The following is a 16,518-nucleotide window of genomic DNA, read 5'->3' as shown; positions in this document are numbered from 1 at the left end:
ACTGTCAGGGCCCAGCGCTGTCCACTCACAACAAGCCGGCATACTGCGCGAGTCCAGGCATCGCGGGACCACCCGCGGCAAGCATTGGGGTCGGCTAAGCCAGTGCGGCTGACGCCAGTCACGATCGTCTACAGGCGCCAGGCAGCTTGTCAAAGGTGGCCAGCACGGATTGCGAGGGCGCTTTTCCCGCCAGGCTCACGACAATGATCGCGAGGGTGCTCAATAACACACCCGGGACAATTTCATAGACCACACTGGAAAGGGGCTCACCACCGATAGTCAGGGGCGAATAGACCCAGATCAGAACCGTGCCAGCGCCCACCACAATACCGGTAAGCGCCCCGGCGAACGTCATTCGTCGCCAGTGAAGTGCCAGCACGATCAGCGGGCCGAAGGCCGCGCCAAATCCGGCCCAGGCGTTGGCAACAATATTCAGGATTGAGCTGTCGGTGTTACTGGCCAGGGCGATGGCGATAAGCGCCACCACCAGAACACAGACACGGCTCACCAGCACCATCAGCTTCTGGTCGGCGTCGCCATCGACAAAAATCCTGTATACATCCTCGGTCAGGGAACTCGAGGTAACCAGCAACTGCGAGGACACGGTGCTCATGATCGCCGCCAGAATAGCCGCCAGCATGAAACCGCCGATCAGCGGATGAAACAGTACCTGGGAGAGCACGATAAAAACGGTCTCCGGGTCATTCATATCGATACCTGCTCTGGCAACATAGGCATAGCCGAACAAGCCGGTTGCCATTGCGCCCGCCAGGGCGACAATCATCCAGCTCATGCCGATTCGACGGGCGAGCCTGATATCCCCGATCGACCGAATGGCCATGAAGCGAACGATAATGTGCGGCTGGCCGAAGTAGCCCAAACCCCAGGCCAGCGAGGAGACGATACCCAAGACCGTGGTACCCGCAAACAAGTCCAGGTGCGAGGGACTGAGCTGATCGATACTCGCTACCAGGTTCTGATAGCCACCGAACTCGAAGATGATAACAGCGGGCACCAGCACCAGGGCGGTAAACATGATGCAGCCCTGGACAAAGTCGGTCAGGCTCACCGCGAGGAAGCCCCCAAACAGGGTGTACAGCACCACTACGCCAATGGTTACATACAGGCCCAACTCATAGCTGAGCCCAAAGGACGACTCAAACAGCTTGCCGCCAGCGACGGCACCGGAGGAGGTGTATACCGTAAAGAAGACGATAATCACCAGCGAACTGACGACCCTGAGTAATCTCGTTCTATCCTCGAAGCGGTTTTCGAAAAACTCCGGCAGGGTAATGGAGTCCCCGGCCAGTTCCGTGTAGACGCGCAGTCGAGGGGCGACCACAAGGTAATTGCAGTAGGCGCCAATAACCAGGCCAACCGCAATCCAGACATTCGACAGGCCGGTCAGGTACAGGGCACCGGGCAGGCCCATCACCATCCAGCCACTCATGTCCGAGGCGCCGGCAGAGAGCGCGGTAACCGCCGGACCCAGTTGCCGCCCGCCCAGTAAATACCCGGAGGTATTCACCGACGCGGCCCTGAAGGTGAACAGGCCGATGGCGAGCATCAGCAAAAAGTACGCGGCCAGGGATATAAGGGTTCCGATTTCCATGGGTGGACTCACCTGTTTGTTGTCTGTTCCGGTCTGGACGCCTGCCGCAGACTGGCGCCACAACCTGACTCATTTTACTATGTGAAAAATCCCCGAGGCCTGGCGAATGATGTTTTTCGACGAGTCAACCAATAGCAGCAGAACATTGGCAATAACAGCAGGCCTGTCCTAGATGGAAACGTTACACGTTCTGGTGGCTGGCGTCACCGCTATCATTCTCTTCATTTTCGGCCTGGAAAATTTCTCCACCGAGATTCAGCAGATTTCCGGTGACCGCTTTCGGCGCTCGCTCGCCCGGGTCACCCGTTTCCCTGTCATTGGCGTGCTGATAGGCGCCGTCGTAACCGCGGTAATCCAGTCAAGTTCCGCCACCTCGGTCATCACTATCGGTCTGGTCAACGCGGGCGTACTGTCATTCAAAAACAGTGTCGGCATTATTTTCGGGTCCAACGTGGGCACCACGGTAACCGCCCAACTGGTTGCCTTCAAACTGACCGCTTTCGCTCCACTGCTGATTATTGCCGGCTTTGCGCTTTCCCTGCTGAGAACGCGGATCTCGATTTTTGGCAAATCCATTTTTTATTTCGGCTTCGTCTTTTTCAGCCTGAACCTGATATCCAGTTCCCTGCAGCCTCTGCAGAATGAGCCAGTCCTGGTCGAGTACCTGACCCAACCGCAAAATCCGCTGCTCGCTATTCTCATCGGCTGCCTGTTTACCGCCATGGTGCAATCGAGTTCGGTCACCACCGGGCTGGCCATCATTTTCACCCAGCAGGGGCTGCTGGGTCTGGAAAACGCGGTGCCCCTGATTATGGGCGCCAATATCGGCACCACGGCAACGGCGCTGATCGCCATGTTCAACATGGACCTGGCAGCGAAAAAGACCGCCCTCAGTCACTTCCTGTTCAATACCGGCGGGGTACTGATTTTTCTTCCGGTGCTGCTGCTATTCGGCGACAGGCTCGCCGATATCGAGACCAGTCCCGCGGTCGCGCTGGCCAATATCCACCTGGTATTCAATCTTGGCACCAGCCTGCTGTTCCTGGTGTTTCTCCATCCGTTTACCCGCCTGGTGGAGCGCCTCATCGGCGAGGGCAAAATGGATTTTGAGCGCCTGCCGATACCCACCTTCAACCCGGAAGCCGAATTCGACAGCGTCAGGGGCGACCTGCAGCGCAACCTGGCCGGACTACTGGCCTTCCTGCAGGAAAACTATAACCTGGTCACGCTCAGCATCGAATCCAATTACCACAGCGTCAGGGAAGCCGCGGGCAAGCGCATCGACTACGTCAATTTTATTGAAAAGGAATACGTCAACTACTTCTCCAGGGTGGTGGCCAACGTCAAGGACGAATCCGATTCAGGCGAGTTACTGGCGCTGGTGACCCGCTATGACTACCTGTTCCAGATTCACGACTCTATCGACGACCTGTTCACTACCCGGCAGACCATGAGTCGCAACTACATCGAGCTGAAAAGCGATGTCATGCTGATGGTGCGCGAAATCTCCAGCCAGACCCTGTCCCTGTTCGACGGCATCGGTCACGCGCTGGCAGAGGGCAATACACCGGACGTCCGCGCCGATGCGCGGCGACTGCAGGCCTTGCTGAACGAGGTCAACCGGAACCTGCTGCCCCTGCTTGCCGACCCGGACCGCCGCGATGCTGGTGCGTTATCAAATTTCGTTACCTACTCCCTGCGGCTGAAGGACAAATTACTCACCCTGGCCGGACTCAGCGCGCCAGAGGCCCGGGAGTCCAGGGAGCCGTCACCCTGATCTGTTCAGCCGGACAGTGCCTGGGCACCCAACAAAAGCACGGTACCGACATAGACAAGCAGGATCAGCGCGCTCTCCATGCCGATATTGGCGATGCCCCGGCGTTCCCGGTACATAAGCCCCATCAGTAATATGGTGTTCATCAGCATCGCACTACCCAGCCAGACCCGCTCGGTGTTATCGATAGCGCTGAAAATGGGACCTTCGCGATAGAAGAAATCAGACACCGCCACGAACAGGGTATCGAAGGCGTTGCCGCCGACGATATCCCCCACCGCGAGCGTCAGCGCGCCCATGCGGATAGCGGTTACCGCGACGACCAGTTCTGGCAGCGAGGTGCTCACCGCGATGAATATACCCCCGGTAATGCCGGCGGACAGCCCGGTTTGCTCAACGATCACAATGCCGCAATTGGCGATAACCCAGCCGGCGAGTCCCACGGCGGTGGCACACAGCGCGAAATGCAGCACCAGCGGCGAACGCTGCCGGCGCGAGTGGCGCTTGCCGTGTTTGCGGGACTCGCTGACTGTCCCGGGACTCATGCGCGGCATCCACATCGGTTTCTCGTGGGTGTCCACCAGCAACTTCAGGGTAAACAGGTAGGCGGCTACCAGGACCACCGATGCCGGGTGCACCGCCAGCAAACTGGCATCGGGCAGATTGAAGGCCACCAGCAAAATACAGAGCAGCAGCATCAGCTGTACCGACATCATCATGTTTTCCACCGAGGCGGCGGCGAACTCGAGATTTGCCTTGCGGTACAACAGGTCGGCGAGCACCAGGAACAGGGTCTGGGCGGCGATGCCACCGAGGGAATTGCTGACCGCCAGGCCGGCCTGACCCTCCCAGGCCGCTGTGGCCGAGGCGATGATCCCCGACAGCGACGTGGTAGCGCCGATAAAAACGGCACCCATAAACGCTTCGCCCAGCCCCGTCGCTACCGCCAGGTCCCGGGCCAGATAGGTCATGCGGATACCAAAAACAGCAATCGTGGCACCCGCCAGCAGGAATAGCGCAATGGTGATGCCAATGTGGGCCTGGGACAGTAGCTCCGTCATCGATGTCTATGCTCCAGTTGGCGCTATACAGCCTGCAGGCGGCGGCAACTTGCCGGCACCCGGGTCAGCCCACGAGTTCCAGGCCACCGCTGAGGGGGAGCACACTCCCGGTAACGAAGGTACCCGCCTGGCTACACAGGTAAATCACCATGCCGCTGATATCGGTGGGTTTGCCAATGCGGCCCAGGGGCGTGAGCGAGCACAGCATCTTCATGCCTTCGTCAGTGCTCATATGCCGGGTCATTTTGCTGGGAAAGAATCCGGGAGCAATCGCATTAACGGTGATGTTGTCCTTCGCCAGGTCACGCGCCAGGCCCTTGTTCAGATGTGAAATAGCGGCCTTGCTGGCCATATAGGAATAGGCACCCTGGGTTTGGGTCATCATGCTGGCGACGGAGCTGATATTGACCACCCGGGCAGGGTCTTCACTGCTGGCGGCGGCTTTCAGCAGCGGCAGCAGCTTTTGCAGCAGGAAAAACGGGCTCTTTACATTCAGGTCCATGACCTTGTCCCAACCCGACTCGGGAAACTCGTCCAGCGGCGCCCCCCAGGTCGCCCCCGAATTGTTGACCAGTATGTCCAGGCCGTGGCCGGCCTGTTGCACCTCCGCCACCAGCGCCTGGATACCATCCAGCCCTGACAGGTCGTGGGGAAACGCCCGGCACTCCCCCAGGGCAGACATGTCTTCAGCCGCTGCGGTACAGTCCTCAGCGGAGCGCGAGGAAATATATACCCGCGCCCCGGCCTGCAGCAGGCCCTCCGATATCATCCGCCCGATACCCTTGGCGCCACCGGTAACCAGGGCTGTTTTTCCGGCCAGGCTGAACAGGGAATCCAGGTAATCCGACATGGCTTTCTCCTCGATCGCTTTATCAATTAACTTTACCGGGTCTTGCAGCAAAGCCTGCGCCGGCGAATGATTGCAGGCGCTAGTGTATAACAAGCCAACATGCTTTGCCCCGGGCGCAGACCAAGCGGCTGGCGTTTACCAGTGCAAGTCATGAAAATTCCGGCTGGATATGGCTCAATGCGGGGCAGCCCTGCCGACCACTTCGACTTACAAGGATAAAACATGCGTTATCTGCAAATTCTGCTCCTGACCCTGTTGGCTGCCTGTGGCGCAGACCAGGCTGGTCAACCGGCGACCCGGCTGGCCCCGCAGGCACTGACGGAACACAGCAAGCTGTTCCGCCAGGGCGTGGAAAAGGTGACGGACGGTGTGTACGTTGCCATCGGCTTCGGGCTGGCCAACGCCATCATGCTGGAAGGTAAGGACGGCATTGTCATTGTCGACACCATGGAAACCATCGCAGAGGCGCGCGCGGTGCTGGCGGCGTTCCGGGAAATTACCGACAAACCGGTGCGGGCCATTATCTACACCCACAACCACACCGACCACGTGTTCGGCGCCAGTGTCTTTGCCGCCCGCGCCGATATCCCGGTGTACGCCCATGAGACCACCAGCGAGCATATCAATCGCGTCATCAACCAGATCCGGCCGATCATTTCCCTGCGTTCCATGCGCATGTTCGGTAACCACCTGCCGCCGGGGGAACTCATTAATGACGGCATTGGCCCGGCGCTCGGCATCACCCCGGACAGTGAGCTGTTCGCCCTGACACCGACCCGCACTTTCACAGATCGGCTGTCGGTCGACGTTGCCGGACTGCGCCTCGAGCTGGTACACGCGCCCGGCGAGACCCCGGACCAGCTGTTTGTCTGGCTACCCGACAAACGGGTAGTGCTGTCGGGCGACAATATCTACCAGGCCTTCCCCAACCTCTACACGATCCGCGGCACCGCCTACCGTGATGTCAAACAGTGGGCTCACTCGCTGGATCGCATTCGCGAGCTTGACGCCGAGTACCTGGTGCCGAGTCACGGCCGACCCGTCGCGGGCCGGGACACCATCAGGGCGCTGCTGGGCGACTACAGCGATGCCATCAACTTCGTTCACGACCAGACCCTGCGGCACATGAACCGGGGGCTCACCCCGGACCAGATCGTCGCAGAGGTGCAGCTGCCGGCTCACCTGGCCAGCAATCCCTGGCTGCAGGAATTTTACGGCAAGGTCAGCTGGTCAGTGCGTTCGATCTTCAGTGGTTACCTGGGCTGGTTCAGCGGCAACCCCAGCGAGCTGCAGCCGATGACTGAACGCCAGCAGGCGCAGCGCATGGCGGCACTGGCGGGCGACGACCGCAATCTGCTGGCCAGGGCGCAGGAGGCGCTTGCCTCTGGCGACGCACAGTGGGCACTGGAACTGAGCGATCACCTGCTGGTGCTGGCACCCGGCGACAGGGCGTCGCTTGACCTGCGCGCCAGCGCCCTGCGCCAGCTGGGCGAGCTTGAGGCCAATCCCAACGCGCGCAACTACTACTTTACCGTGGCCCGGGAGGTGGCCGACGGACTGAACCCGGCCTTCCGGCCACGCATCAGCGAGGGCTTTCTCGCCACCCTGCCGATCGAGAATTTTCTCCACGCCATGCCGCCCCTGCTGAAAGCGGAAGCAACACTGGACCAGGAGGTGGCTCTCGGGTTCAACTTTCGCGACAGTGGCAAACAGTTCACCCTGCGCATCCGCCGTGGCGTGGCCAGGGTAGTTTCCGGTATCGACGCGAACGTGGACGCCACTATCGACACCACTGAGGCAAGCTGGAAGGCCATCGCCGCCGGACTGCAGAATCCGGCGGCCGCGCTGGCCGGTGACAGCATGGACATTGCGGGCAGCAAGCTCACCGCCCTGCGCATACTGGGCTACTTCGAGTCGATTGACTGATAGGCGCACCGTGGCCAATCCAGCCGTTCACCATCGTTATTCCCTCAAGCCTTCCAGTCGTTAATAATGGGGCCATGATGCCAGTTGCACTGCTGCCACTCCCCATCGCCCGTCTACTGGCGCTGCTTCTGCTGTGCCTGTCCGCCACGGCCTGTGAACCCCAGCAGGCCCGCCGGGCCGCTTCCCCCCCGGAATCGACCAGGCAGGATTCGCCGGTAGTCGGCACTGCCGCGGGCAGCCGTTTTACCCTGGCGGAAACCGAACGCGCCGCCTCGCTCGCGCTCCATGACATCGACATGCAACGCTACCGGCTGCTGCGCAGCGTGCTCGAAGCCAGCCTGCTGGCCGAACTGGACACGGGCACCGCAAAGGACAAAGTCGCACACATTAAACTGCAACCGCCGCAAGCGCCGCGACTGCCAGTCCGGGGGGCACCTGGCCGTACGCGGCCCGAGGGCGATTACCCCATTGAAATCGTCGTGTTCTGTAACCTGGAGTCCCCCCATTGCGGCCGCTGGCAGCAGCAGCTGAGCCACCTGCTACCACTGTACCCGGGTGTCATCCAGCACGCCGAACGCAACCTGGTAATGCCTTTTCATCGACACGGCAGGCTGGCTGCGTTGGCCGGTTACTGCGCCGTGGCGCAGGAGGCCTATTGGCAATACCGCGACTTCATGGTGGCCGGCTCCGGCCCGCCCGACCGCCAGCGCATATTGAGTGGCGGGCGCGCAGCCGGGCTGTCGATGGATAAATTCGCGGCCTGCATGGCTAATGAACAGGCCGCAAAACGATTGCAGGCCGACGCTGAGCTGGCCAGCGACCTGGGCGTGGACGCTGTTCCCGCCGTATTTGTCAACGGTCTCTATGCCGGGGCTAATGCGGAACCGGGGCACTTACTGTGGTTAATCGATAGCGAGCTCAGGCGACTGGGCATCGACTCACCGCGCATGATCGCGGCCAGGCAACAATCCCTTGAAGCGCTAAAGCTTGACGCAGTGGTAGCGGCCACCGGCCCCGGTCTGGGGCTGGCGGCGCTCGCCCCTGTCGCGCAGGCCCAGACGCCCGGCTTCTACCGGGAAGGTGAACTCCTGGGTAGCCAGTTGACAATACGCCGGGTGCTGGCCGACCGTGTCGAAATACTGAACCGGGGGGTTCCCGAGTGGATTGGTTTCAATGGGCCGCAAGCCCCGGCCAGGAGGGAACCACCCGCTAGCGACGAGACGGACGTCGATGCGGAAATGCCGGCGTCTCTGCAGTACCCCCACCGGGCAGTGCCGCTGACTCTCGATCGCACCGATGTGCTGGTGCTCATGTCGGACGTTGCCGCGCTGGAGGCCTCGCTTGAAACAGTGCCCCTGAAGGCAGGAGGTTTTCAGCTGCTGAAGGTCGCTACGGTGGAACCCGGCGGCCTCTATGAACTGCTCGGCCTGCAGCCGGGTGACGTGATTGCGATGGTCAACGAGCAGCCCATGCACGAGGGCGATAAACCACTGTGGCACGCGCTGCAGACGGAGGATGAGGTGCGCCTGCGCGTGGTCCGCCAGGGCGGCCTGGCACATCACTACACCTACCGTTTCAGGGACTGATGCCTACCTGAACGGATTATTGTTCCAGAGGATCTCCGCTACTTTATTCTGCCCGGAGATACTGGGATGGAAGCAATCTCCCCCGTTTATCTGGCTGGGCGTAAAGGCGAAATTACCCACCGCTGAAACCGTGCTGTCGGCAATCACCGCCTGATACTCGGCGACCACCTCTACCCCGGTTGTGAGCGCATCGGCGTTATAAGCCGCGGCCTGTTCAGCCAGTATTTCGTTGTAACGCCGCTGGCGCTCCTGCAGGGCGTCAAAGTAGGTGTCACTCGCCGTGGCAATCCTGCATACATCAAAGCTGCTCCAGAACGAGGCGCAATCCACGCCACTTTCAGCCGCCTGCTTTGCCAGTCCCACAGCCCTGAGGTCCTGTACCCGGGGCACGCTGGAGAGGTAGACAGTAGAGCCATCCGGTAGATGGTTCACCAGCACATCGAGGCCGGCCTGTACCGCGCCCTGCCACACCGCATCGCTGTAGAGGTCTGCATCCGATGACCGGTTGCAGAGGTCGTTGCCACCCAGTTCCACCACGACCACGGTCGGCTGGCTGGTGGCAGCAACAATAGCGCTTGCCTGGCTGGCAAAGTTATTCTTGTCCGCAGCCGTCATCTCCGCGCCTGAAACCGACGCGGCCTTGCTGCCGCTAAAATTAGCCTGCTGGGCGAGGTAACGATCCAGCAGGCTGACCACGTTGGAGCTGGAGCCATCGAGGAAGGAGTTCTGGTTCTGGTCACCACCGGAATAGCAGAACAGGTCAAGGAAACCGGTGTTGCCGGTGCAGGACGCGTTGTAACCGCGCATGATGCTGTCGCCTGCGCCCTCCAGTCGGGTGAGGGTAACGGCAGTGGTTTCACAGCTAACGGTCACATCGGCAACGTCCGCCCCGGACACGGTGCCGGCAGCATTAGCCACCGCACAGCTCTGCCCGGCGGGCTGGGCAGCAACCGTCACATTATAGCCGGTACCGTCGGCAAGGGCTGAGGGAAACGTGAAATCGCCGTTGGCAGCCAGCACAAGCTCTTCACCCAGGTTACTGAGGGTAACACTGCTCCCCTCCGCCAGGCCAGACAGGGTGCCGCCAATACTGTAGGTGGTAGCCACCGGTTCATAGCTACAGAGGACGTTTACGTTGCTGATGTCGCGCTTGTTGATGGTGCCACTGCCATTTTCCACCACACAAGTCGCGGCCTCTGGTTGCGCCGACACCGTGACGCTATAGCTGCTTCTGCGAGGTAGGCTGTTGGCGAAAGTGAAAGGGCCGTTGCCCGTGGTAATGGCTTCACTGCTGGACCCACTTTCCATCTGCAGTGTTACTACATCTGCGGATTGCAGGCCGCTGACGCTACCGCCAACGGTGTAGCTATCGCCGCCGCCATTGCCGCCACCGCCATTGCCGCCTTTGGCGGCGAATCCAGGTGGGGCGAGCGCCACTGCCAGCAGCATTAACAGAATTTGCATGAATCCGGGACCCGTTCTGGTGATGAAGGTAGCTCTGGCCATGGCTCTATTCTCCATTATGCTGGGTTGGCGCTCCCGGGCGCTGCACGGCAGAGGCACAGTCCCTCATCCAGTGTAGCTGGCATCCGGGATCCGGCAAGCTCTGCACAGTTCACCGCATCAAGCGCTCTGGTACTGGTGTCCCCCCGTATCGGCGATAGTCGTGCGGTGCAGAAGCCGGTCGTAACCGTCGTAGCCCCCGGTGGCGGAATGCAGCAGCGAGCGGTTATCCCACATCACGAGCATGTCTTTTTGCCACGGGTGGCGGTAGACGAATTCGTCCCGGGTCTGGTGCGCATACAGCTCAACCAGCAGCGACGCGGCTTCCTCCTGCTCCATACCGACAAAGCCCTGGATGTAAGCGAGAGAGGAAAACAGGGCTTTCTTTCCCGTTTCCCGGTGGGTGGTTACCAGCGGGTGCTCACGCTTCTCGCGGGCTTTCTCGCTGGGCAGTATCTTCATGCTGCGGGTTTTGTTCTCTTCACTGAAACCATAGACGCCATCGGGTGCGTAGCCCAGTTCTGCCGAATGAATGGCAGTGAGACCCTCTACCCTCTCGCGCAGCGAATCGGGCAAATTTTCATAGGCTGCAACCTGGTCAGCAAACAGGGTGTCGCCGCCCACCGGGGGAATGTTAATGCCGAATAACACCGTGCCGGCGGGGGGAATGTCCATAAAACTCCAGTCGGAGTGAAAAATCTCGGCGAACACCGGCGCCTTCTCGTCGGCGAGCCGCTGGATGGCGCAGATGTGTTCATGCCCGTCGATGTGACCGAAAAACGGGTCTTCCCCCGGTTCGCCGAAAGCGAGGGAGAAGCGCTCCAGGTCAGTGTTGCTCATTCTCTGTTGCGGGAACACCAGTACCTTGTGTTCCAGCCAGTGTGCCCGCAACTCTGCCGCAAGATCAGCAGACAGGGGCCGGGTAATGTCCACGCCGCTGACTACTGCGCCGCAGGATGCATCTGTCGGGGTGACTGTCAGTGTCATTATTCTCTTCCAGGAAGCTCAACCGGCTGCTACATTACCACTGCGCCGGTAAGGGTAACAGTGGCCAGTATTCAGGGCATCGTTTGCCGGCTGACCGTGCCGTCGGCGGAAATCGTCAACAAGCCACCCCTGTCGCGCGCCACCTGGGCATCGATCTGCGCCCTGATGGCGACCGGGAGTACCACGCCCCAGGCCTTGCTGCCCGCGCCCAGCTGCCGGTCCGCCGCAAGGCGAAACCGGGCCGGCACCGTCCGCTCCTCCATGGCGAAGTAGGCGGATAAGCCCCTGGTCTCTGTTAGCCCGGCATCACCGGACCAACGCCAGAATGACTCCCCGTCTGTCACCACCAGCGTTACGCTGCCAGCAGCTACCAGCGCGGCCAGTGCCCGGGCTGACTCGAACTCGAGGCCGAAACCGGCATCCGCCGCTGTGGCCGGCGCCAGCGGTTCCGGCGGTACTGGCCGCGGGTCGGCTGCAGCTTCCGCCCGCGCTGGCGCCGGCGCTGGATCCGGCGGCGACCGGGGCTCCTCGGGTGGCACTGCCGACGCTGGCTCTGCGGGTGATGGCGCGGCAGCTGGCGGCGCCTGCGCCGGGGCATGAAAGTCAGGGCTTTTCACCAGGGAAAAAATAGCCGCCAGACACAGCCCGAGGATGGCCATGAAGCGCATCACGTCGGTCTGCAGCGCTTCCATGTCGTCCTGGCCACGGCTGACCAGCTCCCAGGGGCTTCTCACCACAGCTCCGTCTCAGGGTCCGGTCTGCTCGACAGCAGGCTCGGCCTGCCCCCTTGCCGAGGGTGTTGTTTGCGGCCCAGCACTGCCCCCCATTGAGGTATCGAGATATAACAGCGCCAGCTCCCGCCCATACACCAGTTGCTTGCCGGCGCGCATCAGGTAGCCGCCGACGCCGCCAACAATGGTGGTGCTCAGTGCCAGCAGTATCCCCCCTTCCACCAGGCGCTGCAGTACCGCCGACCCGCTGTCCGGCGCGACCTGGGCAGTGTCGCCCAGTGCAAACAACAGCGCGCCGCGCATCCCTATCGCCGTCCAGATCACGCCGATACCGAAAAACAGGCTGGCGCAAAGATCCAGCAGCTGTTCCTTGCGCATCACCTGGTCCACCGGCGGACGCCGCCGCTGAAACAGTTGGCCCAGCCCGACCATCTGCCAGACATAGGCCAGCAATACCAGCACAAATAGCGGAATCGAACCCTGCAGGTTGCGCGCCGCGAACTGCCACAGCCCAGCCAGTGCCTGCCGGTGGGCATCAAACACCGCCAGCAATCCGGGCTCCAGCCTGGCCAGCGCCAGCAGGCAGGCCAACGTCAGCCCGAAGGCGAGCAGGCTCGCCAGCACGAAATGCAGGCTACCCTTGCCCACGCTCATATCTCCCGGGTGCAGGCGGCATCCACGGCCTCGAAGACGAGATAGAGATCCTGATAGTAATTCTGCGCCTGGCGAAAGCGTGTTTCGTCATCGAGAATTTCCAGCATGCCTTCCCGCTTGTAGGCCAGCTCGGTACGCATATCCGCATACAGCTGCTGCTTGCCGCGCAATGAGGAGCAACTGCTTCTGGCCTCGGATTTGACCACGTAAAACTCCGGATCAAAATAGCGGCTGAAGGTCGCCTGGCCCTGCTTCTTCGAGATGATGCCGGCCTCGATACTCTGCCGCAGCAGCTGCGCAAAGCGCGCCTCATTCTCGGCTCCCGGTGCCCCTTTTGCCGCCGCCAGCAACTGCTCAAGGTATTGTGGATAGCTGTAGTGACAGGCTCTGTCCTGCAACCTGGACGCAGCTTCACTGAACAGTCTGTCGACGTTGTTGCTGTTACTGAGACTGCAGTCGGCGGCAACTTTCGCCGGCGCCTGGCTGCAGGCGGACAACGCTGCCAGCAGGACGAGGGCAAGTCCGGTGCGGGGGTGATAAATGTTCAGTTTCATGGTTCTTCTCTCCCTGTTGCAGCAATTACCTGACCAGCAAATCCTGGTACTCGTCTTCCGGTGATGCCTCACCAAGGCCCACCTCCAGTATTTCCTGGCTCTGGTCCTCCTCGCCCCACAGCAAGACCTTGACGTCGGTGACGGTGGCGGTGATCTGGTCGGTCAGCTCACCCCACTCCAGTTCCAGCACCAGTTCCGTGCTCTGGGAGCCGATTTCTGCTTCTATCAGGTCCAGGTAGTACAGCGATTGCATCGAATCCAGGTAGATCTGCGAGGCCAGTACCGGCAGCGCATCTGCCTGCTTGCCACCGCGCCTGACCAGTTCGTAGTAGCGCGAAAACATCCTGCTGAGTTTGCCCTGGCGGGACACTGTACTGGCGGCCGCGTTCATACCGCTGACACTGCCCGTGCGCCCGCCGAGGATGCGCTGCACATCGGCCGGCGTCATCTTGCGGCCCAGTTCACCGCGCAGGCTGCTGCCCATTGAGTCCACGGTCGCGTCGAGACTGCTGCGCATATCGGGAATGCTGTCCTGCATTACCTCCAGCATATCCTTGTAGCTGCCGCGGATGGCCTTGCGCAATTGCACACAGCCCTGGTCGTCACTGTTGTCACAACCGGTACTCTCATAGGCCTGCTTCTGCTTCTCCAGCCGGGCGACCACGTCATACATGTCGCTTTCCATGTCCCGCGCGGTGCGCGAGGTCTGGCTGAGACTTTCCACCACCGAGGTCGGAAACAGGTTTATTTTTGGTCGGGCCTCGTCACCGTCCCGGGTGACCGCGAAGGCCCAGCCCTGGCCCAGGGCCAGCGTCCAGCCGCAGGTCAGGGCCAGCATTCGTTTATTCAGCGATCGCTTGTTGTTGCTCATCATGGTTCTCCTGTCAGTTACGCGGCACCAGGCCGCTGCGTGCGATGGCCTCCAGCCCGCGCTGGCGATCCACTGGGTCCTCGTACAGCAGGACGACTTCATGGCGGCCCAGGTTTCCGCTGCGCTGGGCCAGGTTGAGCGCCGGCTGCTGTGACTGCAGGAAGCCGATGAAGTCACGGGCCCTGTAGGCCTGGCTAAAGCTCACCAGCACTTCGTAGCCGGCACTGGACCCGGGGGCCGGCAGCAGCTTGCTCCCGGGCACATGAGGCCGGCCGAGCACGCCCTGCAGATGCTGGTATATGTACTGGCTGTACCACTGCGCGCCGGCAGGTAAGGGCCCGAGGTCAACCCGTCCGGGACCGTAGTTATAGGCAGCGACGGTACGATGCAGGTCGTTCTGGTAACGCGCGGACAGTTCTGCCAGGTATTTCGCCCCTGCCGACACGTTGGTACAGGGATCGTAAAGGTCGGCCTGGCGATAAACGCCCAGGTGTTTGCTGGTATCCGGCCAGCGTATCTGCATAAGGCCGATGGCGTCCTTGTCCGAGCGTGCCGCCGCATCGAAACCACTCTCGCCGCTGGCCACCGCCAGCAGCAGCGGCTCGGCCACACCGTAAGTCGCCGCGGCGCGCTGAAAGCAGTCGCGCCACTGGTATTCACCGACTGCTTGCAGGGTGTGGGCCCGGGCGGCAAAGTCACGCCACTTTTCGGCCAGCAACGGGTCGGCGTGCGCTTTTGCTGGCTTGTCTGACCGCACGGCGGGCCCGGCGCTGGCCGCGGCGGGGGCGGCCGGCTCGACTGTCTGTGTCAGCTTTTCCACGGCAGGTTCGATGATCGAAGCGGCTGTGCTGACCAGCTGCCGCGCGGGCTGGCGCCACAGATCCAGTTTCTGGTTCAGGGTATCGGCGTAGAACACCGTGACCGCCGCGGCAGCGGCAATGCCCAGTAATATTCCTGACAGGGTCGACATCACGCCTTATCCTCCCTACAGACTCCAGCGAATAAACTGGGTCACCTTGTGGCCCTCACTGGCAAAATCTTCCAGACCCTCCAGCCCCTGGAACCCGGCACAGCGGGGCGTACCGAACAGGGGATGGGGCTTGTGTCGGGCACCTGCTACGGTGATATCCCGGACACTGCTCTCCCCCGGGCCAAGCCTGCCCTCGGCGTAACCATAGCGTTGATGCCGGTAGTACTGAGGCTCGGGGATGCAGTGCAGGTAGTGGCCGCCGGACAGGCTGAGGCCGTATTCCAGAGGCCGGCTGGCCCGGTTGACCAGGCGCAGGCGCACCCGCAGTTCAGCGCTGGCCAGCCCACGATCGCTGTGGCTGACATCGAGCATCTCCACCTGCAGGTAGCTGCTTGCAGGCTGGCCTGATCGGGGCTCAAGCAATGCCACCGCAGGCACTGGTAGCCGGGGCCGCTTGCCCGCACTGGCGACGGGCAATTGAACGGCGATATAGGTCGCCACCTGGACCCGGGCGAGCTGAGCCGACTGCGGTGTTCCAGCGAGCGACAGCTGCCAGATATCCTCGCCGACCGGGTGCCAGTCCACCTGCACCCGGTAATCCGCCCCCTGCCGCACCTGGTTGATCTCACGGTAATAATCGAGTCGGCGGCGGGTCTCGCTGACCGCCAGTGCCAGTGGCGCGGGCACTGTCTGCGGTTGCGGCCACTGCAGGCTGACGCGGTCAATAATGTTCGGTCTGAGGCTACAGGCCAGTTGCTCGGTCAGCTGGGCAGCGGCCTGCTCCAGCTCTGCCTCGGTCCAGGGCGCCCCCGGGCTGCCGTCGTTGCGCACCAGCCGGGCGGGCATGGCCTGGTAGTCACGCTCAGCGGCACTGAGCCGGCCCTGCCAGCGCCAGCGCCTGAACGCCACCGAGGGCTCGGCCATGTCTACCAGTTCCAGTTCCACCGCCGCCCGACCCCGCTCGAGTTCGCGCACGATTACCTGCAACTCGTTGTCCCAACGGGGCCGGTGCTGGCACAACAGCTCGTCCACGCTGGCCGCGGGAACAGCAGGCTGCAGCTTGCCGGTTACCGGAGTGACCAGCTGCAGTTGCGCCACCTTGCCCAGGGACTTCTGCACCGTGATGGCGATGGCTTCATCCAGGGCTGTCCCGCTGCGCGGAGAAACATGAAGCGAGCGATAGGCAAGCCGCGGATGGCCTGCTGCCAGCGACTTTATTTCCACCAGGGCCGTGTCGCTGAGCCACTGGGACAGCGGGCTGCGCGCCGCTGCCTGACCCGGCGCAATGATCATCCAGGCCAGCGCGACCAACACCGCGGGAAAAATTCGTCTGTCTCTGCTCAAGGCCATCCGCATGACTGCATGCCCCCTGGGGCAATTGATCCTGATGGCTGTAGCGTCTCACGGCCTGGCTGAATATTTGCTGAACAGCTGCGGCA

14 protein-coding genes are annotated in these 16,518 nt (G+C 61.8%); 3 read left to right on the top strand and 11 right to left on the bottom strand.

What is annotated here, in order from left to right; all coding sequences use genetic code 11:
- Positions 1-118 precede the first annotated feature (118 nt).
- Positions 119-1,612: a sodium/proline symporter PutP gene (putP, locus tag DWB85_RS07755; protein WP_117953644.1), complete on the bottom strand. Its 1,494-nt coding sequence runs from the start codon at positions 1,610-1,612 to the stop codon at positions 119-121.
- A gap of 172 nt (positions 1,613-1,784) precedes the next feature.
- Here putP and DWB85_RS07750 point away from each other — a divergent pair, with 172 nt between their 5' ends.
- Entirely contained in the window at positions 1,785-3,389 is a 1,605-nt protein-coding gene (locus tag DWB85_RS07750) for a Na/Pi cotransporter family protein (RefSeq protein ID WP_117953643.1), read from the top strand.
- A gap of 5 nt (positions 3,390-3,394) precedes the next feature.
- On the opposite strand, the gene DWB85_RS07745 is transcribed toward DWB85_RS07750, so the two are convergent.
- Positions 3,395-4,447: a sodium:calcium antiporter gene (locus DWB85_RS07745; RefSeq protein ID WP_117953642.1), complete on the bottom strand. Its 1,053-nt coding sequence runs from the start codon at positions 4,445-4,447 to the stop codon at positions 3,395-3,397.
- Between the two features lie 64 nt (positions 4,448-4,511).
- Positions 4,512-5,297, bottom strand: a complete 786-nt coding sequence (locus DWB85_RS07740) for an SDR family oxidoreductase (RefSeq protein WP_117953665.1) — start codon at positions 5,295-5,297, stop codon at positions 4,512-4,514.
- Positions 5,298-5,519: 222 nt separating this feature from the next.
- Here DWB85_RS07740 and DWB85_RS07735 point away from each other — a divergent pair, with 222 nt between their 5' ends.
- Positions 5,520-7,223: an alkyl sulfatase dimerization domain-containing protein gene (locus tag DWB85_RS07735; RefSeq protein ID WP_117953641.1), complete on the top strand. Its 1,704-nt coding sequence runs from the start codon at positions 5,520-5,522 to the stop codon at positions 7,221-7,223.
- Positions 7,224-7,300: 77 nt separating this feature from the next.
- On the top strand, positions 7,301-8,809 hold the full coding sequence (locus tag DWB85_RS07730; RefSeq protein WP_162846053.1) for a thioredoxin domain-containing protein: 1,509 nt from the start codon (positions 7,301-7,303) through the stop codon (positions 8,807-8,809).
- 3 nt (positions 8,810-8,812) lie between these two features.
- On the opposite strand, the gene DWB85_RS07725 is transcribed toward DWB85_RS07730, so the two are convergent.
- From DWB85_RS07725 to DWB85_RS07690, 8 genes are all read right to left on the bottom strand, one after another.
- Entirely contained in the window at positions 8,813-10,315 is a 1,503-nt protein-coding gene (locus tag DWB85_RS07725) for an SGNH/GDSL hydrolase family protein (protein WP_162846052.1), read from the bottom strand.
- A 117-nt stretch (positions 10,316-10,432) separates the two neighbouring features.
- Positions 10,433-11,299, bottom strand: coding sequence for a TauD/TfdA dioxygenase family protein (locus DWB85_RS07720; protein WP_117953638.1), 867 nt, complete (start codon positions 11,297-11,299; stop codon positions 10,433-10,435).
- Positions 11,300-11,370: 71 nt separating this feature from the next.
- Complete coding sequence (locus DWB85_RS07715; protein ID WP_117953637.1) at positions 11,371-12,033, bottom strand: hypothetical protein; 663 nt, start codon at positions 12,031-12,033, stop codon at positions 11,371-11,373.
- Positions 12,034-12,045: 12 nt separating this feature from the next.
- Entirely contained in the window at positions 12,046-12,684 is a 639-nt protein-coding gene (locus tag DWB85_RS07710) for a hypothetical protein (protein ID WP_117953636.1), read from the bottom strand.
- On the bottom strand, positions 12,681-13,238 hold the full coding sequence (locus tag DWB85_RS07705) for a hypothetical protein (RefSeq protein ID WP_117953635.1): 558 nt from the start codon (positions 13,236-13,238) through the stop codon (positions 12,681-12,683). Before DWB85_RS07705 ends, DWB85_RS07710 begins: the two co-directional genes overlap by 4 nt.
- Before the next feature lie 25 nt (positions 13,239-13,263).
- Positions 13,264-14,109 (bottom strand): hypothetical protein, encoded by an 846-nt coding sequence (locus DWB85_RS07700; protein ID WP_117953634.1) that lies wholly within the window; start codon positions 14,107-14,109, stop codon positions 13,264-13,266.
- A 13-nt stretch (positions 14,110-14,122) separates the two neighbouring features.
- Positions 14,123-15,079, bottom strand: coding sequence for a lytic transglycosylase domain-containing protein (locus tag DWB85_RS07695; protein WP_117953633.1), 957 nt, complete (start codon positions 15,077-15,079; stop codon positions 14,123-14,125).
- Between the two features lie 15 nt (positions 15,080-15,094).
- The gene (locus DWB85_RS07690) at positions 15,095-16,423 is read right to left on the bottom strand and encodes a hypothetical protein (RefSeq protein WP_133300581.1); all 1,329 of its coding nucleotides are present in this window, start codon (positions 16,421-16,423) and stop codon (positions 15,095-15,097) included.
- Positions 16,424-16,518: the final 95 nt, after the last annotated feature.

It is taken from the genome of Seongchinamella sediminis (assembly GCF_003457605.1).
Taxonomy (GTDB): Bacteria; Pseudomonadota; Gammaproteobacteria; order Pseudomonadales; family Halieaceae; genus Halioglobus; species Halioglobus sediminis.
Note: the sequence above shows the minus strand (reverse complement) of the source record. Positions and strands in the feature narration are given on the sequence as shown.

What these genes read in the sequence shown, in the direction of transcription:
- DWB85_RS07700 (WP_117953634.1), bottom strand. Translation starts at nt 14,109, where the DNA reads ATGAGCAACAACAAGCGATCGCTGAATAAACGAATGCTGGCCCTGACC.
- DWB85_RS07750 (WP_117953643.1), top strand. Translation starts at nt 1,785, where the DNA reads ATGGAAACGTTACACGTTCTGGTGGCTGGCGTCACCGCTATCATTCTC.
- DWB85_RS07720 (WP_117953638.1), bottom strand. Translation starts at nt 11,299, where the DNA reads ATGACACTGACAGTCACCCCGACAGATGCATCCTGCGGCGCAGTAGTC.
- DWB85_RS07705 (WP_117953635.1), bottom strand. Translation starts at nt 13,238, where the DNA reads ATGAAACTGAACATTTATCACCCCCGCACCGGACTTGCCCTCGTCCTG.
- DWB85_RS07710 (WP_117953636.1), bottom strand. Translation starts at nt 12,684, where the DNA reads ATGAGCGTGGGCAAGGGTAGCCTGCATTTCGTGCTGGCGAGCCTGCTC.
- DWB85_RS07740 (WP_117953665.1), bottom strand. Translation starts at nt 5,297, where the DNA reads ATGTCGGATTACCTGGATTCCCTGTTCAGCCTGGCCGGAAAAACAGCC.
- DWB85_RS07725 (WP_162846052.1), bottom strand. Translation starts at nt 10,315, where the DNA reads ATGGCCAGAGCTACCTTCATCACCAGAACGGGTCCCGGATTCATGCAA.
- DWB85_RS07695 (WP_117953633.1), bottom strand. Translation starts at nt 15,079, where the DNA reads ATGTCGACCCTGTCAGGAATATTACTGGGCATTGCCGCTGCCGCGGCG.
- DWB85_RS07745 (WP_117953642.1), bottom strand. Translation starts at nt 4,447, where the DNA reads ATGACGGAGCTACTGTCCCAGGCCCACATTGGCATCACCATTGCGCTA.
- DWB85_RS07730 (WP_162846053.1), top strand. Translation starts at nt 7,301, where the DNA reads ATGCCAGTTGCACTGCTGCCACTCCCCATCGCCCGTCTACTGGCGCTG.
- putP (WP_117953644.1), bottom strand. Translation starts at nt 1,612, where the DNA reads ATGGAAATCGGAACCCTTATATCCCTGGCCGCGTACTTTTTGCTGATG.
- DWB85_RS07735 (WP_117953641.1), top strand. Translation starts at nt 5,520, where the DNA reads ATGCGTTATCTGCAAATTCTGCTCCTGACCCTGTTGGCTGCCTGTGGC.